We start from the raw sequence: 18,132 nt of genomic DNA, 5'->3' as shown, positions 1-18,132 counted from the left end.
GCGAGGCTGAACCTCAGTCCGGCGCCACCAGCCGGAAGCCGACCCCCCGCACGGTGCGCAGGTAGCGCGGCTTCGCCGCGGACTCGCCCATTTTGCGGCGGAGCCAGTACAGGTGAACGTCGATGGTCTGGTCCTCGCCGACCGATGGCTGCCGCCATACCTCCTCCAAGAGTTCCCGCCGGGACACTACCCGGCCGGGACGCGCGGCGAGATACGCCAGCAGGTCGAATTCCTTGCGGGTCAGCGCCAGCGCCTCCCCGTCCAGCACCGCGCTGCGCTCGCCCACGTCGACGCGCAGGCCGCCGACCGTGTGCACGGCCGGCGCGACGGTACGGCTGGCCCGGCCGGCCCGGCGCAGCACGGTGGTGATCCGGGCGTCCAGGTGCGCCCCGGTGAACGGCTTGACCATGTAGTCGTCCGCGCCGGCGCGCAGCAGCCGCACCACCGACTGCTCGTCGTCGCGCGCGGTGGCGATGATGATCGGCACGTCGGTGATGCCGCGCAGCATGCGCAGCGCGTCCGAGCCGTCCAGGTCGGGCAGACCGAGGTCGAGCACCACCAGGTCCGGTATCTCCGCGGCGACCCGGCGCAGCGCGTCCAGCGCGGTGCCGACGGCGTGCACCGCGTGCCCCCGGTCGGTCAGCGACCGCAGCATGGCGCCGCGCACGACGTGGTCGTCTTCGACCAGCAGGACGGTTGCCACGTCAGCACCGTACTCGGCGTGGCAAGCCGGTCGCGTTGCGGCGGTCCGGGGAAGCGGGCAAGCTGGGACGGCGATGACGTTCACGCTCTTCCCCGACACCCGCCTCACGCTCGCCCGCGACGCGCTGGCCGGCCTGTCGGTGGGCGACGCCCTCGGCTCCCAGTTCTTCGTCCCCGGCCGGCACCCGGACGACCTCGCCGCCGGGCGGCTGCCCGAACCACCCTGGGAGTGGACCGACGACACCGAGATGGCGTGCTCGGTGGTGGCCGAGCTGGCCGCCGGCGGCCGCATCGACCGGGACCGGCTGGCGCTGGCGTTCGCGCAGCGCTGCGAGCCGTACCGGGGGTACGGGCCGGGCGCGGTGACGGTGCTGCGGCTGATCCGCACCGGCACGCCCTGGCCGGTGGCCGCCGCGTCCGCGTTCGACGGGCAGGGCTCCTGCGGCAACGGCGCCGCGATGCGCGTCGCGCCGCTCGGCGCCTGGCACGCCGACTCCACCCGCCGCGCCGCCGAGCAGGCCCGCGCCTCCGCCGAGGTGACACACGCCCACCCGGAGGGCGTCGCCGGTGCGGTGGCCGTCGCGGTCGCCGCCTCGCTCGCCGCCCGCGCCCGCCTCGACGGCGGCCGGCCCGACCCGGCCCGGCTGCTCACCGCCGTCGCCGGGACGCTCGACCCGGCCGGTCAGGTGCACCGCGGGGTACGCCGGGCCGCCGCGCTGCTCGGTCACTCCGCCGCCGCGGCGGCCGACGCGCTCGGCAACGGCTCCCGGGTCACCGCGCAGGACACCGTGCCGTTCACGCTCTGGGTCGCCGCCACGCTGCTGCACGACTACCCCGCCGCGATCCGCGTCTGCGTGGAGGCGGGCGGCGACGTGGACACCACCGCCGCGATCGTGGGCGGGATCGTGGCCGCGTACACCGGGGTGGGCGCGCCGGGCGGCGTGCCGGAGGGCTGGCTGACCGCCCGCGAGCCACTCCCCGGCTGGCTGACCGCCCCCGCCTGACCGCCCGTACTTCCGTTCGTTTCGACCGGCACGCGGGCCACTTCGGGGAGGTGGCGGGGTCGAGGGTGCGTGATGCCGCAACCTCCCCGAGCAGGTGTGGATCACGGTCGGTGGTGACCAGGGTGCGCGCCAGCTCGGCGAGGTGGCGGGGTCGGCGGGGGTGGGATGCAGCCACCTCGGCGAAGTGGAGTCGATCATGCGCTCCGGCGTGCACCACCAGCGGGGACGGGCTCGCCGAGCGGGTCCGCGGCGCTCCCCGAATCCGGGGAATCCGGTGCCGGGTCTCCAGTGGGCGAATCGGGTGCCGGGGTGTCGGCGGCGGGAGCGGGGGCACGCTCGGGGGAGTCGGAGCGGTTGTCCGCGTCCGGGCGCTCGGTGGCGGCGGGCGCGTCGGGGGAAAGGCTGTCGTCCGGGGTAGGGCTGTCGTCGGGCGGCAGGGTCATGGTGTCGCGCCGGCGGCGACTCAGCAGCCAGCCGATCGCCGCGCCACCGGCCAGCCCGGCGAGCAGGCCACCGCCGAGCAGCAGGTCGGCGCTCGGCCCGTCGTCGGCAGCCCCGGCCGCCGGTGCCGTGCCGTCCTGCGCGCCATCCTGCGCCCGGCCGAGGGCGCCCGGCGCGCCGTGACCGCCGTGCGCGCCGCCGTTCGTACCGGCGCCGTCGTCGTGCGTCACGGTGCCCGGCAGCGGCGGCAGCAGGTCGACGGTCGGCGCGGGGTGCGCGCCACCTGCCGGGTCCGCCCACCGGACCACACTGCCGTCGTCGTACGTCTGCGTCACGGTGAACGTGAGCCGGTCGGTGGCGGGCATCGGTCCCATGCCCAGCGGCAGCCGGGCCGCCCCGGTGCCGGTGCCGGGCATCCGCAGCCAGCTCACCGAGTGGGTCACCTGGTTCAGTTCGGCCGCGTGCATGCCGGGGACCGGCTGGTCGAGCGTGCGGGTGGTGATGGTGGGCGCCCAGTCCGGCACCGACAGCGGGTACACCTCGCCGATCGGGGCGTCCGCGGGCATGGTCAGCTCGATCCGGATGGTCCGGGTGCCGGGTTTGTCCGCCGGCACCAGCACGGACAGTTCGATCGCGTCGCCCTGGCGTACCTGGGCGGGCGAGGTCGTGACGGTCACCCCGGCCGCGTTCGCCGCGGCGGGCCAGCCCACCGCCCCGGCGAGTACGGCCGCCAGCGACGCCGCCGCCCACCGGCCCTGACGGGTCATCCTCATGGTCGTCCCCATCCTTCTCGACAGGGGCCGGTACCGGCTCCGGCCCCACCTGGTAGTTCGGGCGGCGGGGCGAAAAGGTTCAACCCGGCACGGAACTCGCCGGAGGCGGGCACCGGCGTCGGCGGCGGTCCGGGTCCGGGCGACCGATAGCATCGCAGGGGCCGGTCACCGGCCCTTCCGTACCGTCGACGACAGGAGTCACCGTGTCCGCACCCCGTACCCCCGTCGTGGCCGACCCCGTCGTCGTCGCCGCCGGGACCACGGCGGCCGACGCGGTGGCCGCGGCCGGCCTGCCGATGAGCGGGCCGAAGGCGATCGTGGTGGTCCGCGATCCGCAGGGCCAGCTCCGCGACCTGGACTGGCGCCCGGCCGAGGAGGTCGCGGTCGAGCCGGTCACGCTGGACAGCCCGGACGGGCTGAACGTGCTGCGCCACTCCACCGCCCACGTGCTGGCCCAGGCCGTGCAGGACGTCTTCCCGGACGCCAAGCTCGGCATCGGCCCGCCGATCGAGAACGGCTTCTACTACGACTTCGGCGTGGACAAGCCGTTCCAGCCGGACGACCTGACCAAGCTCGAGAAGCGCATGCAGGAGATCGTCAAGTCCGGCCAGCGGTTCCGCCGCCGCCGGTTCGCCGACCTGGACGAGGCGCGGTCCGAACTGGCCGCCGAGCCGTACAAGCTGGAGCTGATCGAGGTCAAGGGGGAGGGGCTGGACTCCTCCGAGGTGATGGAGGTGGGCGGCGGCGAGCTGACCATCTACGACAACCTCGCGGCGAACGAGGACAAGGTCTGCTGGTCGGACCTGTGCCGGGGCCCGCACCTGCCGAACACCCGGCTGATCGGCGCGTTCAAGCTGATGCGCTCGGCCGCCGCGTACTGGCGCGGGTCGGAGAAGAATCCGCAGCTGCAGCGCGTCTACGGCACCGCGTGGCCGACCCGGGACGAGCTCAAGGCGTACCTGAAGCTGTTGGAGGAGGCCGCCCGCCGCGACCACCGCAAGCTCGGCGCGGACCTCGACCTGTTCAGCTTCCCCGACGAGATCGGGTCCGGCCTGCCGGTCTTCCACCCCAAGGGCGGCGTGCTCAAGCGGGTGATGGAGGACTACGTCCGGGCGCGGCACGTCGAGGAGGGCTTCGACTACGTCGGCACGCCGCACATCTCCAAGGAAGGTCTCTTCCACACCTCGGGACACCTGCCCTACTACAAGGACACGATGTTCCCGCCGATGGAGATGGAGGGCAGCGACTACTACCTCAAGGCCATGAACTGCCCGATGCACAACCTGATCTACTCCTCGCGCGGGCGCTCCTACCGGCAGCTGCCGCTGCGGCTGTTCGAGTTCGGGACGGTCTACCGGTACGAGAAGTCGGGCGTCATCCACGGCCTGACCCGGGTGCGCGGTTTCACCCAGGACGACTCGCACTCCTACTGCACCCGCGAGCAGGCGCCGTCGGAGATCAAGCACCTGCTCGGCTTCGTGCTCAGCCTGCTGCGCGACTTCGGCATCGACGACTTCTACCTGGAGCTGTCGACCCGCGACGAGTCGAAGCCGGACAAGTTCGTCGGCTCCGACTCCGACTGGGCGACCGCCACCGCCGTGCTGGAGCAGTGCGCGCTGGAGACCGGCCTGGAACTGGTGCCGGACCCGGGCGGCGCGGCGTTCTACGGCCCGAAGATCTCCGTGCAGGCCAAGGACGCGATCGGCCGGACCTGGCAGATGTCGACCATCCAGTACGACTTCAACCAGCCCAAGGGCTTCGGGCTGGAGTACCAGGCCGCCGACGGTACCCGCCAGCAGCCGGTGATGATCCACTGCGCCAAGTTCGGGTCGATCGAGCGGTTCATCGGCGTGCTCACCGAGCACTACGCGGGCGCGTTCCCGGCCTGGCTGGCGCCGGTGCAGGTGGTCGGCATCCCGATCCGCGACGAGCACGGCGACTACCTGGTCGACTTCGCCGCGACGCTGCGCCGGCACGGCATCCGGGCCGAGGTCGACCTGGGCGACGACCGCATGCAGAAGAAGATCCGCAACGCGCAGCAGCAGAAGATCCCGTTCATGGTGATCGCCGGGGACGACGACGTGGCCGCCGGTACCGTCTCGTTCCGCTACCGGGACGGCTCGCAGCGCAACGGCGTACCGATCGACGAGGCGGTGGCGCACGTCCGCGAGGTGGTGGAGTCGCGCACCAACGCCGGTCCTGCCGCCGAGCGGCCCGGATCGTAGGATCGCCTGTGTGACAGGGGCGGAGCGGGACACCGGGTACGGCGGCGACAACGGTCTGGCGGACGGGCTGGACCGGCTCTGGACGCCGCACCGGATGACCTACATCTCCGGCGAGGACCGGCCCGAGGGCGGATACGAGAAGCCGGCCGGCTGCCCGTTCTGCCTCGCGCCCGGCCTGCCGCCGGAGGAGTCCCTGGTGGTGGCCCGGGGCGAGCACGTGTTCGCGGTGCTCAACCTCTACCCGTACAACCCCGGGCACCTGCTCGTCTGCCCCTACCGGCACGTGGCCGACTACACCGAGCTGGACGAGCCGGAGACGGTCGAGCTGGCCGCGTTCACCAAGGCCGCCATGCGGGTGGTCCGGCACGTCTCCAGCGCGCACGGCTTCAACCTGGGCATGAACCAGGGCGGCGTGGCCGGCGCGGGCATCGCCGCGCACCTGCACCAGCACGTGGTGCCGCGCTGGGGCGGCGACGCCAACTTCATGCCGGTGATCGGCCGCACCAAGGTGCTGCCGCAGCTGCTCGCCGACACCCGGGAACTGCTCGCCAAGGCGTGGGCGGCGGTCTGACGGGGGCCGCCCCGACAGTACGATCTTGCGCATGGCTCTCCTGCACCGCGCGGAACTGCACCCCTCGAAACTGGAGCTGCTCGCCGGCTGGCTGCCCGGCCGGCAGTGGTTCGCCGGCGAGACCGGCGCGCCGGTCACCCGCGTCGCGGCGTACCGGTTCGACGACCCGGCCGGCGAGGTCGGCGTCGAGACGCTGCTCGTGCGCGCCGGTGACGGCCCGGTGCTCCAGGTGCCGCTGACCTACCGGGGCGCGCCGCTGGCCGGGGCGGACGACTTCTTCGTGGGCCTCGTCGAGCATTCGGTGCTCGGCCGCCGCTGGGTGTACGACGCCTGCGGCGACCCGGTGTACCCGCCGCTGCTGGCCGCCGCCGTGCTCGCCGGCGCCGGGCAGGCCGAGGAGTACTTCGAGGTCGACGGGAAGCGCGAGGTGCGCCCGGCGAGCATGACGCTGGCCGGCAGCCGTACCGGCCGCCCGGTGCCGAGCGGTCCGGCTTCGGCCGGTCCGGTTTCGACCGGTCCGGTTTCGGCCGGCTCGGGTGACGGTGGCGTGACGGTGGTCCAGCTCGGGGACGTCGAGCTGGCGGTGGTCCGGCGGCCCGTACCGGCCGAGGTGCCGGGCTCCGGCGGGCTCACCGGCACCTGGTCGGGCCAGGACGAGCCGGTGCTGCTGGCCTACGCGCCCTGACGGCTCGCCGGGCGGCCTGCTGCGTCGGAGGCCGGATCGAAGGGACGGCCTCGCACCGATATGCCTCAGAGGCATATTCATGACTCTGAGGCATATCGCTTCGCCACGATCGTCCACCGCTTGGCGTCACGCGGAGTGATTGCGGCCGGACTCTCCGGCTGCGAACCGGCCCGCGGTCGCCGGGGAGATGACAGGATGCGGCGGTGGCAGTCGACAAGCGACAGTTGGGGCGCAGCGGCATCGAGGTGAGCGCCCTCGGCATGGGGTGCTGGGCGATCGGCGGCCCGTGGGCCGAGGGCGCCCGCCCGCTGGGCTGGGGCCGGGTCGACGACGACGAGTCGGTACGCGCGATCCGCCGCGCGCTCGACCTCGGCGTCACCCTGTTCGACACCGCCGACACGTACGGCGCCGGCCACGGCGAGCGGGTGCTCGGACGGGCGCTCGCCGGCCGGCGTGACGAGGCGGTGATCGCCACGAAGTTCGGCTACACGTTCGACGAGCGCACCCGGCAGGCCACCGGCGAGAACGCCTCGCCGCACTACCTGCGCCGGGCGGTGACCGAGTCGCTGCGCCGGCTGGGCACCGACCGCATCGACCTCTACCAGCTGCACCTGGGCGACCTGCCCCTGCCCCGGGCCGAGGCGCTCATCGGCACGCTCGACGACCTGGTCGGCGCCGGCCTGATCCGGGCGTACGGGTGGAGCACCGACCGGGCCGACCGGGCCGCCGCGTTCGCGCAGGTCGCCCGCGGTGCCGCCGCCGTGCAGCACGCGCTGTCGGTGCTGCGGGACGCCCCGGCCATGCTCGACGCCTGCGACAAGCACGATCTCGCCGGCCTGGCCCGGGGGCCGCTCGGGATGGGTCTGCTCACCGGCAAGTACACGCCGGAGTCCACGCTGCCCCGCGACGACGTACGCGGACTCGGGCCGACCTGGCTGGAGTGGTTCCGCAGCGGCCGGCCCGCCCCGGAGTGGCTGCGCCGGGTCGCCGCCGTGCGCGACGCGCTGACCGCCGACGGGCGCACCCTGGCGCAGGGGGCGATCGGGTGGATCTGGGCGCGCAGCGACCGGGCCGTGCCGATCCCCGGTGCCCGTACCGTCGCCCAGGTCGAGGAGAACGCGGCCGCGCTGGCCCGGGGCCCGCTCGCGCCGGACCAGTTCGCCGAGGTGGAGCGGCAACTGGCGGCGGTACGCTCGGCCGCCCTCCGCGACGCCGACCGCCCCCACTGGCCGATGCCCCCGGTCCCCGCCGTCCGCCCCTGACCCCTCCTGATGTCGGGAATGCCCCATTTGCGGGGGCCGTAAGTGCAAGATCGCGGGGCCGAGGCGGGGTGAAGGCCGAGGCGGGGACTGGGGCGGGGTCAGTGGGTGGTGGACTCCTTGCGGGCCTGGTCGGCCAAGTGGGCCGGCATGGGCTCGTGGCGGGCGAACTCGCGCCGGAACGTGCCGGTGCCCGCCGTCATCGAGCGCAGCTCTACCGCGTATCGCAGCAGCTCCGTAGCGGGCACCTCGGCGCGGACCAGCGTCCGCCCCTCGGCGTCCGGGTCCGGCTCGGTGCCGAGCACCCGGCCGCGCCGCCCGGACAGGTCGCCCATCACCGCGCCGACCGACGAGTCGGGCACCCGTACGGTGATCTCGTCGACCGGCTCCAGCAGCGCCGGCTGGCCCTTCTCGGCGGCGTCGCGCAGCGCCAGCGCGCCGGCGGTCTGGAACGCCGCGTCGGAGGAGTCGACGCTGTGCGCCTTGCCGTCGACCAGCGTCACTCGCAGGTCCACCACCGGGTAGCCGGCGACCAGGCCGCGCTCCATCTGCGCCCGGACGCCCTTCTCCACCGACGGGATGTAGTTGTGCGGGACCGCGCCGCCGACCACCCGGTCGACGAACTCGAAGCCGGAGCCCCGGGGCAGCGGCTCCACCTCGATGTCGCAGACCGCGTACTGGCCGTGGCCGCCGGACTGCTTGACGTGCCGGCCGTGCCCGCGCGCGGCGGCGGTGAACGTCTCGCGCAGCGGCACCCGGACCGGCTCGGTGTCCAGCTCGACGCCGCCGCCGCGCAGCCGGTCGAGCACCACGTCGGCGTGCGCCTCGCCCATGCACCAGAGCACCAGCTGGTGGGTCTCCGCGTTGCGTTCCAGCCGCAGCGTCGGGTCGCCGGCGACCAGCCGGGACAGGTTGCGGGCCAGCGCGTCCTCGTCGGCCCGGCTGCGCGCCGTGATCGCCACCGGCAGCAGCGGCTCGGGCATCTCCCACGGCGCGATCAGCAGCGGGTCGTCCTTGGCGGAGATGGTGTCGCCGGTCTCCGCGCTGCCCGACTTGGTGATCGCGCACAGGTCACCGGCGACGCAGGCGGCCACCTCGCGCAGCGTCGCGCCGAGCGGGCTGTAGACGTGACCGACCCGCTCGTCGGCGTCGTGGTCGGGGTGGCCGCGCTCGGCCATTCCGTGACCCGACACGTGGATCACCTGGTCGGGGCGGAGCGTGCCGGAGAAGACGCGCACCAGCGAGACCCGCCCGACGTGCCTGTCGACTGTCGTCTTGACCACCTCGGCGACCAGCGGGCCGTCCGGGTCGCAGGTCAGCGGCGGGCGGGGCGAGCCGTCCACGCCGGTGACCGCGGGCAGGTCGTGCTCCAGCGGCGACGGGAACGCCGCGACCAGGCCGTCGAGCAGCGCGTCCAGGCCGACGCCGGTCTCCGCGCACACCGGCACCACGGGGTAGAAGTGGCCGCGGGCGACGGCGGTCTCCAGGTCGGTGATGAGCACCTCGGGGTCGATCTCCTCGCCGCCGAGGTAGCGGTCCATCAGGGTCTCGTCCTCGCTCTCCGCGATGATCCCCTCGATCAGCTCGTCGCGGGACTCCTGGATGGCCGGCAGGTGCTGCGGGTCCGGTTCGCGCACCGCCGCCGGCAGCCCGTCGGAGTAGTCGTACACCCGGCGGGTGATCAGCCCCATCAGCCCGGCCACCGACTCGCCGTCGTCGCCGAGCATGGGCAGGTAGAGCGGGAGTACGTTGTCGCCGAAGACGCGCTGGCACAGCGCGACCGCCTCGTCGAAGTCGGCGCGCGGGTGGTCCAGCCGGGAGACCGCCACGGCCCGGGGCATGTCGACGGCGGCGCACTCCTCCCACAGGGCGGCGGTGGCGGCGTCCATGCCGTCGACGGCGGAGACCACGAACAGCGCCGCGTCGGCGGCGCGCAGCCCGGCGCGCAGCTCACCGACGAAGTCGCCGTACCCCGGGGTGTCCAGCAGGTTGACCTTGACGTCGCGGTGCGTCAGCGGGGCGCAGGCCAGGCTCACCGAGCGTTGCTGGCGTACGGCGGCGGGGTCGTGGTCGCAGACGGTGGTGCCCTCGGTGACGGCGCCGGCCCGGCCGATCGTGCCGCTGGCGGCCAGCAGCGCCTCGACGAGCGTCGTCTTGCCGGCGCCGGAGTGCCCGACGAGCACCACGTTGCGAACCCTGCCGGGCTCGGTCACCACCGGCGCGCCGCCGGTGACACCCTTCTCGTTCTTCTGCGCCATCGCGGCGCACCTCCCTCAACCGGTGGTGGTGGCGACCGCCGCGGGCGACGGGGGAGCGGACCCGGGACGGGCGCCGCGGCGATATCTTCCGGTGATCTCCTGCTGGACGGGAACGCGGACCGGTGCTCCGGTGAACTGGCTCACCTCCTGGCTCGATCTCACACCCGCACGGGTGCCCGCACAAGGGCCGCCGGGCGGGTCGTACGCCCGGCTGTGTCCCCGGCGGTTGCGGGCCGTTATCGTGGGACCGCCATGGCGAAGATCTTCCAAGTGACGGCCCGCGCGGGCATGACCCGCGTCGTGGAGCCGGTCGCCCGCGCGCTGCTGCGTGCGGGCGTGTCCCCCAATGCGGTCACCGTGACCGGTACCGCCGGCGTGCTCGTCGGCGCGCTCGGCTTCGGCGCGCGCGGCCATCTGGTCGCCGGTGCGCTGATCGTCACGGTCTTCGCCCTCACCGACCTGCTCGACGGCACGATGGCGCGGATGAGCGGCGGGTCCACCCGGTTCGGGGCGTTCCTCGACTCGAGCATGGACCGGATCGCCGACAGCGCGGTGTTCGGCGCGGTCGCGTACTGGCTGGCCACCGAGCACGACTACTCGGGCGTGGCGGCGGCGCTGATCTGCCTGGCCGCCGGTGGTCTGGTCTCCTACGTCAAGGCCCGCGCCGAGGGGCTCGGGATGACCTGCAACGTGGGCATCGCCGAACGCACCGAGCGGCTGCTCATCGTCGGCGTCGGCGGCCTGCTCACCGGCGTCGGCGTGCGTCCCGCGCTGGAGATCGCGCTCTGGCTGCTCGCCGCCGTCTCGATCTTCACAGTGGGGCAGCGGATGGCCCACGTGTACCGCCAGGCCCAGCAGGTCGGCGTCGAGTGAATCTCACCGAGGCGGGCTTCGTCGCGGGCTGGCGCCTGATCCGGGCGCTGCCCCGGCCCGTCGCGGCCGCGGCCTTCCGGGCGGGTGCCGACCGCGCCCACCGCAAGGACGGCGGGGGTACGCGTCGACTGCGCGCCAACCTGCGCCGGGTGGTCGGCCCGCAGATGTCCGACGCGGAGCTGGACGTGCTGGTGCGCGACGGGCTGCGCTCGTACGCCCGGTACTGGATGGAGGCGTTCCGGCTGCCCGGCCTGAGCCGGGCGGAGATCCTCGCCGGGTTCCGCCTGGACGGGCAGGAACTGCTCGCCGCCGACGTGGCGGCCGGGCGGGGCGCCGTGGTGGCGCTGCCGCACGCCGGCAACTGGGACGCCGCGGGCGCCTGGGTGGCGGCCACCGGCTGGCCGATGACCACGGTGGCGGAGCGGCTCCCGGACGGCGTCTACGAGCGGTTCGTCGGGTTCCGGGAGGGGCTGGGGATGGAGATCCTGCCCAACCGCGGTGGCCCGCGTCCGGCGTTCGACGTGCTGGTGGACCGGCTGCGTGCCGGTTACGTGGTGCCCCTGCTCGCCGACCGGGACCTGTCCGCCCGGGGCGTGGAGGTGGACTTCTTCGGCGGCCGGACCCGGATGCCGGCCGGGCCGGCGCTGCTGGCCATCCGCACCGGCGCCCCGCTCTACGTGGCCTCGATGTGGTACGAACCGGACGCGGCGTGCGCGTCCATCGACGGCCCGCTGCCGCTGCCGGACCCGGACAGCGCCCCGCTCGACGAGCGGGTGCGCGCGGTGACGCAGCGGATTGCCGACGGTCTGGCGGCGGGCATCGCCCGGCATCCGCAAGACTGGCACATGTTGCAGCGGATGTGGCTGGACCAGGACCGGGACGGTACGCCCACGTCGCCGCGGCCACCGGCCACCACCGGGACGGTCTAGGGGGGGCGCAGTGCGTATCGGCATCGTGTGCCCGTACTCGTTCGACGTGCCGGGCGGCGTGCAGAACCACGTCATGGACCTGGCCGAGGCGCTGCTCGGGCTCGGCCACGAGGTGAGCGTCCTGGCGCCCGCCGACGAGGAATCGGCGCTGCCGCCGTACGTGGTGTCGGCCGGGCGGGCGGTGCCGCTGCCGTACAACGGGTCGGTGGCCCGGATCGCCTTCGGCCCGGTCTCCACCGCCCGGGTGCGGCGCTGGATCACCCGCGGCGACTTCGACGTGCTGCACGTGCACGAGCCGCTCACGCCGAGCCTGTCGATGCTGGCGGTGCTCTGCGCCCGCGGCCCGGTGGTGGCCACGTTCCACACCGCGATGACCCGCTCCCGGGTGATGTCGGCCGCGCAGGGCGTGCTCCAGATCGTGCTGGAGCGGATCACCGCCCGGATCGCGGTCAGCGCGCTGGCCCGCAAGGTGCAGGTCGAGCACATGGACGGCGGCGCGGTGGAGATCCCGAACGGGGTGGCGGTGGCGAAGTTCGCCGGGGTGCCGCCGCTGCCGGGCTGGCCGGGGGAGTGCGCCCCGGGCACCGGCGGCACGCTGGGGTTCCTGGGCCGCTTCACCGAGCCGCGCAAGGGCTTCCCGATCCTGCGGGACGCGTTCGTCGCGCTGGCGCCGCACCGCCCCGGGCTGCGTCTGCTGGTCGCCGGGCCGGGCGACGCCGACGAGCTGTATGGGCGGTTCCCGGCCGGGCTGCGCGACCGGGTCACGTTCCTCGGCCTGGTCTCCGAGGCGGACAAGGCACGCATGCTGCGCAGCGTGCACCTCTACGTCGCACCGAACACCGGAGGGGAGTCCTTCGGGATGATCCTCACCGAGGCGCTCGCCGCCGGGGCCACCGTGGTCGCCAGCGACCTGGACGCGTTCCGCCGGGTGCTCGACGGCGGACGGGCCGGGCGGCTGTTCCCCACCGGCGACGCGACGGCGCTGGCGGCCGCGCTGTCCGAGCTGCTCGACGACGACGGCCGCCGCGCCGGGCTCACCGCCTGCGGCGACCAGGTGGTGGCGAATTTCGACTGGCCCGTGGTTGCCCGCCGCGTTCTGGAGGTATACGCAGCCGCGATCGAGGCCACCGACGGCCGGGTCATGGACCAGGAGTGGGCGGGACTGGGCTGACCGCTGTGGCCGCTGCGGCCGCTGTGACGAGCGCGTCTGCCGGTGCGAGCGCCGGCCGGCCGGGATGAGGAGCAGCACTACGATGCCGGGCATGTGGTGGGTGGTGGGCGCGGTCGCGGTGCTCGGGCTGCTCTCGGCGTACCTGATCTGGACCTCCGGCCGTGTGCAGCGGCTGCAGGTCCGCGCGGACTCGGCGGCCCGCGCGCTGGACGCGCACCTGCTGCGCCGCGCGGCCGCCGCCGCGGTCCTGGCCGAGCAGCGGTACGGCGTGGAGCTGTACGCCGCCGCCCGGATCGCGCTGGACGCCGCTCCGGAGGAGCGCGAGGCGGCCGAGAACGACCTGACCCGGCAGTTGCGGGCGGTGCGGCTGGACCCGGACGACGCGGCCTGCGCGGCGGTGATCGCGGCGAGCCGGCGGCTGGCGCTGGCCCGGCAGGTGCACACCGACCTGGTCCGGGACGCCCGTTCGGCGCGGGGGCGTCCGGTGGTGCGGCTGTTCCGGATGGGACGCGGGCGGGAGTGGCCGCGTTACTTCGACATCGACGACCCGACGCTGGCGTCGCACGCGGACGTGACCACCGGCTGACGCACCGGCCGTGACGGGGGCCACACGGCAGGCCACCGGGGGTTCGATTGGCGCTCGGACCGGCGTCGCGCCGGTCGTAGCATTCCTGCGCAGTCACCTCCCGAGCACGCCGAGGAGCGATGTCCCGTGTCTGAATCCGCAGCCCCGACCCCCGCCACCGCCGTCGGCACCGCCCGCGTCAAGCGCGGCATGGCCGAGATGCTCAAGGGCGGTGTGATCATGGACGTGGTCACCCCCGAGCAGGCGAAGATCGCCGAGGACGCCGGCGCGGTGGCCGTGATGGCCCTGGAGCGCGTACCGGCCGACATCCGCGCGCAGGGCGGCGTGTCCCGGATGAGCGACCCGGACATGATCGACGGCATCATCTCCGCCGTGTCGATCCCGGTGATGGCAAAGGCCCGCATCGGCCACTTCGTCGAGGCGCGGATCCTCCAGGCGCTCGGCGTCGACTACGTCGACGAGTCCGAGGTGCTCACCCCGGCCGACTACGCCAACCACATCGACAAGTGGGCGTTCACCGTCCCGTTCGTGTGCGGGGCGACGAACCTGGGCGAGGCGCTGCGCCGGATCACCGAGGGCGCCGCCATGATCCGCTCGAAGGGCGAGGCGGGCACCGGTGACGTCTCCAACGCCACCACCCACATGCGGAAGATCCGGCAGGAGATCCGCCGGCTCCAGACGCTGCCCTCCGACGAGCTGTACGTCGCGGCCAAGGAGTTGCAGGCCCCGTACGAGCTGGTCAAGGAGGTCGCCGAGCAGGGCAAGCTGCCGGTCGTGCTGTTCACCGCGGGTGGCATCGCGACCCCCGCCGACGCGGCCATGATGATGCAGCTCGGCGCCGAGGGCGTCTTCGTCGGTTCCGGCATCTTCAAGTCCGGCAACCCGGCCCAGCGGGCCGCCGCGATCGTCAAGGCGACCACGTTCCACGACGACCCGGACGTGCTCGCCAAGGTCTCCCGCGGGCTGGGCGAGGCGATGGTCGGCATCAACGTCGACGAGATCCCGCAGCCGCACCGCCTCGCCGAGCGCGGCTGGTGAGCCGGGCGTGACCGTACCGGTGATCGGCGTGCTCGCCCTCCAGGGCGACGTACGCGAGCACGTCGCGGCGCTGACCGGCGCGGGCGCCGACGCCCGGCCGGTGCGGCGCCCGGGTGAGCTGGACGCGGTCGACGGCCTGGTGGTGCCCGGCGGTGAGTCCACGACGATCAGCAAGCTGGTGGACATCTTCGAGATGCGCGAGCCGATCGACAAGCGGATCGCCGCCGGCATGCCGGTCTACGGCTCCTGCGCCGGCCTGATCATGCTGGCCGCCGAGGTGCTGGACGGCCGCCCCGACCAGCGCGGCTTCGCCGGCGTCGACATGACGGTGCGGCGCAACGCGTTCGGCCGCCAGGTCGACTCGTTCGAGGCGCCGGTGTCGATCACCGGCGTCGACGGCGGCCCGTTCCACGCGGTGTTCATCAGGGCGCCCTGGGTGGAGCGGGTCGGCCCGGACGTCGACGTGCTCGGCCGGGTGACCGGGGGCCCGGCCGCGGGCCGGATCGTCGCGGTGCGGCAGGGCAACCTGCTGGCCACGTCGTTCCACCCCGAGCTGACCGGCGACCTGCGGCTGCACCGGCACTTCGTGGAGCTGGTCCGGGCCGCCTCCTGAGCGGCCGGTCCGTCCCTGGTTGTACCGGTTCGGGTGGGCTGGGACGGGCCGGTGCCGTGCGGCGCGTGACAGTGACCCGCCCGCCGCCGGTAGGATTGCCGAGATTCGGCAGGGCCATCAGCCCGCCGCGGCTCCCAGCGAAGATCACAGCACCTCGACGTGCGCCGGTGGGGGAGCGGGGCGTGTGCGGTGCGGTCGATGCAGACGGCGGGTAGCAACGGAGGTAACAGATGTCCGGCCACTCAAAGTGGGCGACGACCAAGCACAAGAAGGCGGTCATCGACGCCAAGCGCGGCAAGATGTTCGCCAAGCTGATCAAGAACGTCGAGGTGGCCGCCCGTACCGGCGGCGGTGACCCGGCCGGTAACCCGACTCTCTACGACGCCATCCAGAAGGCGAAGAAGAACTCGGTCCCGAACGACAACATCGACCGCGCGGTCAAGCGCGGCTCCGGCCTGGAGGCCGGCGGCGCCGACTGGCAGACGATCATGTACGAGGGTTACGGCCCGAACGGCGTGGCGATGCTGATCGAGTGCCTCACCGACAACCGCAACCGTGCCGCCACCGAGGTGCGCACCGCGCTGACCCGCAACGGCGGCTCGCTGGCCGACGCGGGTTCGGTGTCGTACATGTTCTCCCGCAAGGGCGTGGTGATCGTCCCCAAGGGCGACACCAGCGAGGACGACGTGATGATGGCCGTGCTCGACGCGGGCGCGGAGGAGGTCAACGACCTCGGTGAGGCGTACGAGGTGGTCTCCGAGCCGGGTGACCTGATCGCGGTCCGCACCGCGCTGCAGGACGCCGGCATCGAGTACGAGTCGGCCGAGTCCTCCCTCATCCCCAGCGTGAACGTGCCGCTGGACGAGGAGGGCGCGCGCAAGATCTTCAAGCTGATCGACGTGCTGGAGGACTGCGACGACGTGCAGAACGTCTACGCCAACTTCGACGTCTCCGACGAGGTCATGGCCGCCGTCGGCTGACCCGCCCGACGTGCCGAGCGCCGGCCCCCGGATCCCGGGGTGGCCGGCGCTCGGCGTCTCGCCCGGTCAGCCGATCGGCTCCCGCTGCCGCCACGCCGCCCGTACCGAGGTCCGGCCGTTGGTGCGCAGCAGCGAGCCCTCGTAGACCCGGGCCCCGGCGAGCAGGAAGCCGGCCGCCGCGAGCAGCAGCAGCGCCAGCGACACGAACGGCTCCCACGCCGCCGCGTCACCGGTGAACAGCCGTACCGGCATCGCTGTGGGCGCGGAGATCGGCAGGTACGACAGGATCCGCATCGCGGTGGCGTTGTCGTGCAGGAACACCACCGCGAAGAACGGCGCCATCACCGCGAGCTGCACCGGGGTGGACGCCCCGGCGATGTCCTCCTGCCGGTTCACCAGCGCACCGGCGGCCGCCCACATGGCCGCCAGCAGCAGGAAGCCGCACAGGAAGAACGGTACGAACCAGCCGATTGCGGGCGCGATCAGGCCCAGCAGGTCACCGCCGTCGGTCAGGCGCATCCCGATCAGCGCGACTGCCGCGATCAGCGTGATCTGCCCGAGCGCCAGCGCGCCCGCGGCGAGGATCTTGCCGGCCAGCAGTGCCCGGGCCGGCACGGCGGCGACCAGGATCTCCACGATCCGGGTCTGCTTCTCCTCGGTGACGCTCTGCGCGATCTGCAACCCGAACGTCTGGGACATGAAGAAGAAGACGAACGCGAAGGCGAACGGCACCAGGTACGCGACGAACGGATCCACCGCGTCCGGGTCCAGCAGCTTCACCTGCGGGGCCGCGCTGAGCGCGGCGACCACGTCGTCCGGGGCCCGCTCGTCGGCGACCACCAGCGGACCGGCCACCACCGCGGCGTCCGCGTCGCCGTCGCGTACCGCCTGTTCGGCGGCGCCGTCGTCGGCGACGAGCATGACGTCCAGCCCGGCCGCGCGCAGCGGTTCGGCGCCGGCCGCGGTCACCGCCACAGTGGACGGACCGCTGCTCATCAACGCCGGCACGACTGTGGCGACGACGGCGAGCAGCAGGAAGATCAGCGTGCTGTAGAGGAACGTCTTGTCGCGGACCTTGACCTTGATCTCGCGGGCCGCGACCAGCCTGGTGGCCTGGAACGTGTTCACTGGTTGACCTCTCGGAAGATCTCGGCGAGGGACGGGGTGACCGGGCCGAACGCGCGCACCGGGCCGCGGTCCAGCGCCGCGCGCAGCACCGACTGGTCGTCGGCGGGCGGGTCCACCTCGAACACGGCGCGCGCGCCGTCGAGGTCGACCAGCCGCACGCCGGGCTGGTCGCGCAGCCAGCCGGCGTCGCCGTCCACCACGAGCGAGAACCGGGGCAGCGTGTACGCGGCGCGCAGCTCCTCGCGGGCGCCGGCGGCCCGGATCGTGCCGCCCGCGATGAGCACCAGGTCGTCGCAGAGCCGCTCCACCACGTCGAGCTGGTGACTGGAGAACAGCACCGGCGCTCCGGCGGCGGCGCGTTCCCGCAGCACGGCGACCACCATGTCGACGGCGAGCGGGTCGAGCCCGGAGAACGGCTCGTCCAGGATCAGCACCTCCGGGTCGTGCACCAGCGCGGCGGCGATCTGCGCCCGCTGCTGGTTACCGAGCGACAGCGTCTCCAGCAGGTCGTCGGCCCGCTCGCCGAGACCGACCCGCTCCAGCAGCGCGTCGGTACGCCGGCGCGCCCCGGCGGCGTCCAGCCCGTACAGGCGGCCGAGGTGGACCACCTGTTCGCGGGGTGTCATCTTCGGGTAGAGGCCGCGTTCCTCGGGCATGTAGCCGAACCGGGCGCGGGCCTCGCGGGTGAGCGGTCGCCCCCGCCACGTCACCTGCCCGGCGTCGGGGGCGAGCACGCCGAGGACGATCCGCATGGTGGTGGTCTTGCCGGCGCCGTTGCCGCCGACGAATCCGGTCATGCGCCCGGCGGTCACGTCGAAGGAGACGTCTTTGAGCACCTGACGGCCGCCGAAGCTGCGGTCGACGCCGTCGAGGCGGAGCACGCTGGTCATGATCCC

Annotated in this window: 17 protein-coding genes; 12 read left to right on the top strand and 5 right to left on the bottom strand. The window is 73.8% G+C overall.

What is annotated here, in order from left to right:
• Positions 1-13: 13 nt before the first annotated feature.
• Positions 14-703, bottom strand: coding sequence for a response regulator transcription factor (locus tag SM452_RS09775; protein ID WP_355507748.1), 690 nt, complete (start codon positions 701-703; stop codon positions 14-16).
• 73 nt (positions 704-776) lie between these two features.
• Here SM452_RS09775 and SM452_RS09770 point away from each other — a divergent pair, with 73 nt between their 5' ends.
• Complete coding sequence (locus tag SM452_RS09770; protein ID WP_463839756.1) at positions 777-1,706, top strand: ADP-ribosylglycohydrolase family protein; 930 nt, start codon at positions 777-779, stop codon at positions 1,704-1,706.
• A gap of 194 nt (positions 1,707-1,900) precedes the next feature.
• Here the strand turns inward: SM452_RS09770 and SM452_RS09765 are convergent, their stop codons facing one another.
• On the bottom strand, positions 1,901-2,920 hold the full coding sequence (locus SM452_RS09765) for a YcnI family protein (protein WP_463839755.1): 1,020 nt from the start codon (positions 2,918-2,920) through the stop codon (positions 1,901-1,903).
• Between the two features lie 203 nt (positions 2,921-3,123).
• Here SM452_RS09765 and thrS point away from each other — a divergent pair, with 203 nt between their 5' ends.
• The 4 genes from thrS (at position 3,124) to SM452_RS09745 (ending at position 7,663) form a co-directional block, all read left to right on the top strand.
• Positions 3,124-5,145, top strand: coding sequence for a threonine--tRNA ligase (gene thrS / locus SM452_RS09760; RefSeq protein WP_355507754.1), 2,022 nt, complete (start codon positions 3,124-3,126; stop codon positions 5,143-5,145).
• 10 nt (positions 5,146-5,155) lie between these two features.
• The gene (locus tag SM452_RS09755; RefSeq protein WP_463839754.1) at positions 5,156-5,716 is read left to right on the top strand and encodes an HIT family protein; all 561 of its coding nucleotides are present in this window, start codon (positions 5,156-5,158) and stop codon (positions 5,714-5,716) included.
• A 31-nt stretch (positions 5,717-5,747) separates the two neighbouring features.
• Positions 5,748-6,401 (top strand): CG0192-related protein, encoded by a 654-nt coding sequence (locus tag SM452_RS09750; protein WP_463839753.1) that lies wholly within the window; start codon positions 5,748-5,750, stop codon positions 6,399-6,401.
• A gap of 203 nt (positions 6,402-6,604) precedes the next feature.
• Positions 6,605-7,663, top strand: coding sequence for an aldo/keto reductase (locus SM452_RS09745; protein ID WP_355507758.1), 1,059 nt, complete (start codon positions 6,605-6,607; stop codon positions 7,661-7,663).
• A gap of 98 nt (positions 7,664-7,761) precedes the next feature.
• Here the strand turns inward: SM452_RS09745 and SM452_RS09740 are convergent, their stop codons facing one another.
• Positions 7,762-9,918, bottom strand: a complete 2,157-nt coding sequence (locus SM452_RS09740) for an elongation factor G-like protein EF-G2 (protein WP_262012352.1) — start codon at positions 9,916-9,918, stop codon at positions 7,762-7,764.
• 252 nt (positions 9,919-10,170) lie between these two features.
• Here SM452_RS09740 and pgsA point away from each other — a divergent pair, with 252 nt between their 5' ends.
• The 7 genes from pgsA (at position 10,171) to SM452_RS09705 (ending at position 16,108) form a co-directional block, all read left to right on the top strand.
• Positions 10,171-10,791 (top strand): phosphatidylinositol phosphate synthase, encoded by a 621-nt coding sequence (gene pgsA, locus SM452_RS09735; protein ID WP_262012353.1) that lies wholly within the window; start codon positions 10,171-10,173, stop codon positions 10,789-10,791.
• A complete protein-coding gene (locus tag SM452_RS09730; RefSeq protein WP_463839752.1) occupies positions 10,788-11,720 on the top strand; it encodes a phosphatidylinositol mannoside acyltransferase in 933 nt (310 codons plus the stop codon). The genes pgsA and SM452_RS09730 overlap by 4 nt, the downstream gene beginning before the upstream one ends.
• 10 nt (positions 11,721-11,730) lie before the next feature.
• A complete protein-coding gene (locus SM452_RS09725) occupies positions 11,731-12,891 on the top strand; it encodes a glycosyltransferase family 4 protein (protein ID WP_262012355.1) in 1,161 nt (386 codons plus the stop codon).
• Positions 12,892-12,973: 82 nt separating this feature from the next.
• Positions 12,974-13,477 (top strand): hypothetical protein, encoded by a 504-nt coding sequence (locus SM452_RS09720; protein ID WP_135239369.1) that lies wholly within the window; start codon positions 12,974-12,976, stop codon positions 13,475-13,477.
• A gap of 126 nt (positions 13,478-13,603) precedes the next feature.
• Complete coding sequence (gene pdxS, locus SM452_RS09715; RefSeq protein ID WP_262012356.1) at positions 13,604-14,515, top strand: pyridoxal 5'-phosphate synthase lyase subunit PdxS; 912 nt, start codon at positions 13,604-13,606, stop codon at positions 14,513-14,515.
• 7 nt (positions 14,516-14,522) lie between these two features.
• Entirely contained in the window at positions 14,523-15,128 is a 606-nt protein-coding gene (pdxT, locus tag SM452_RS09710) for a pyridoxal 5'-phosphate synthase glutaminase subunit PdxT (RefSeq protein WP_463839751.1), read from the top strand.
• A 230-nt stretch (positions 15,129-15,358) separates the two neighbouring features.
• Entirely contained in the window at positions 15,359-16,108 is a 750-nt protein-coding gene (locus SM452_RS09705; protein ID WP_463839750.1) for a YebC/PmpR family DNA-binding transcriptional regulator, read from the top strand.
• A 66-nt stretch (positions 16,109-16,174) separates the two neighbouring features.
• Here the strand turns inward: SM452_RS09705 and SM452_RS09700 are convergent, their stop codons facing one another.
• Both SM452_RS09700 and SM452_RS09695 read right to left on the bottom strand, forming a co-directional pair.
• A complete protein-coding gene (locus SM452_RS09700) occupies positions 16,175-17,236 on the bottom strand; it encodes an ABC transporter permease (RefSeq protein ID WP_463839749.1) in 1,062 nt (353 codons plus the stop codon).
• The gene (locus SM452_RS09695; protein ID WP_135239376.1) at positions 17,233-18,126 is read right to left on the bottom strand and encodes an ABC transporter ATP-binding protein; all 894 of its coding nucleotides are present in this window, start codon (positions 18,124-18,126) and stop codon (positions 17,233-17,235) included. Before SM452_RS09695 ends, SM452_RS09700 begins: the two co-directional genes overlap by 4 nt.
• Between the last annotated feature and the right edge of the window lie 6 nt (positions 18,127-18,132).

It is taken from the genome of Micromonospora sp. SYSU B005, assembly GCF_055362685.1.
The sequence above is the reverse complement of the archived record's forward strand: the minus strand, read 5'-3'. Positions and strand labels throughout refer to the sequence as shown.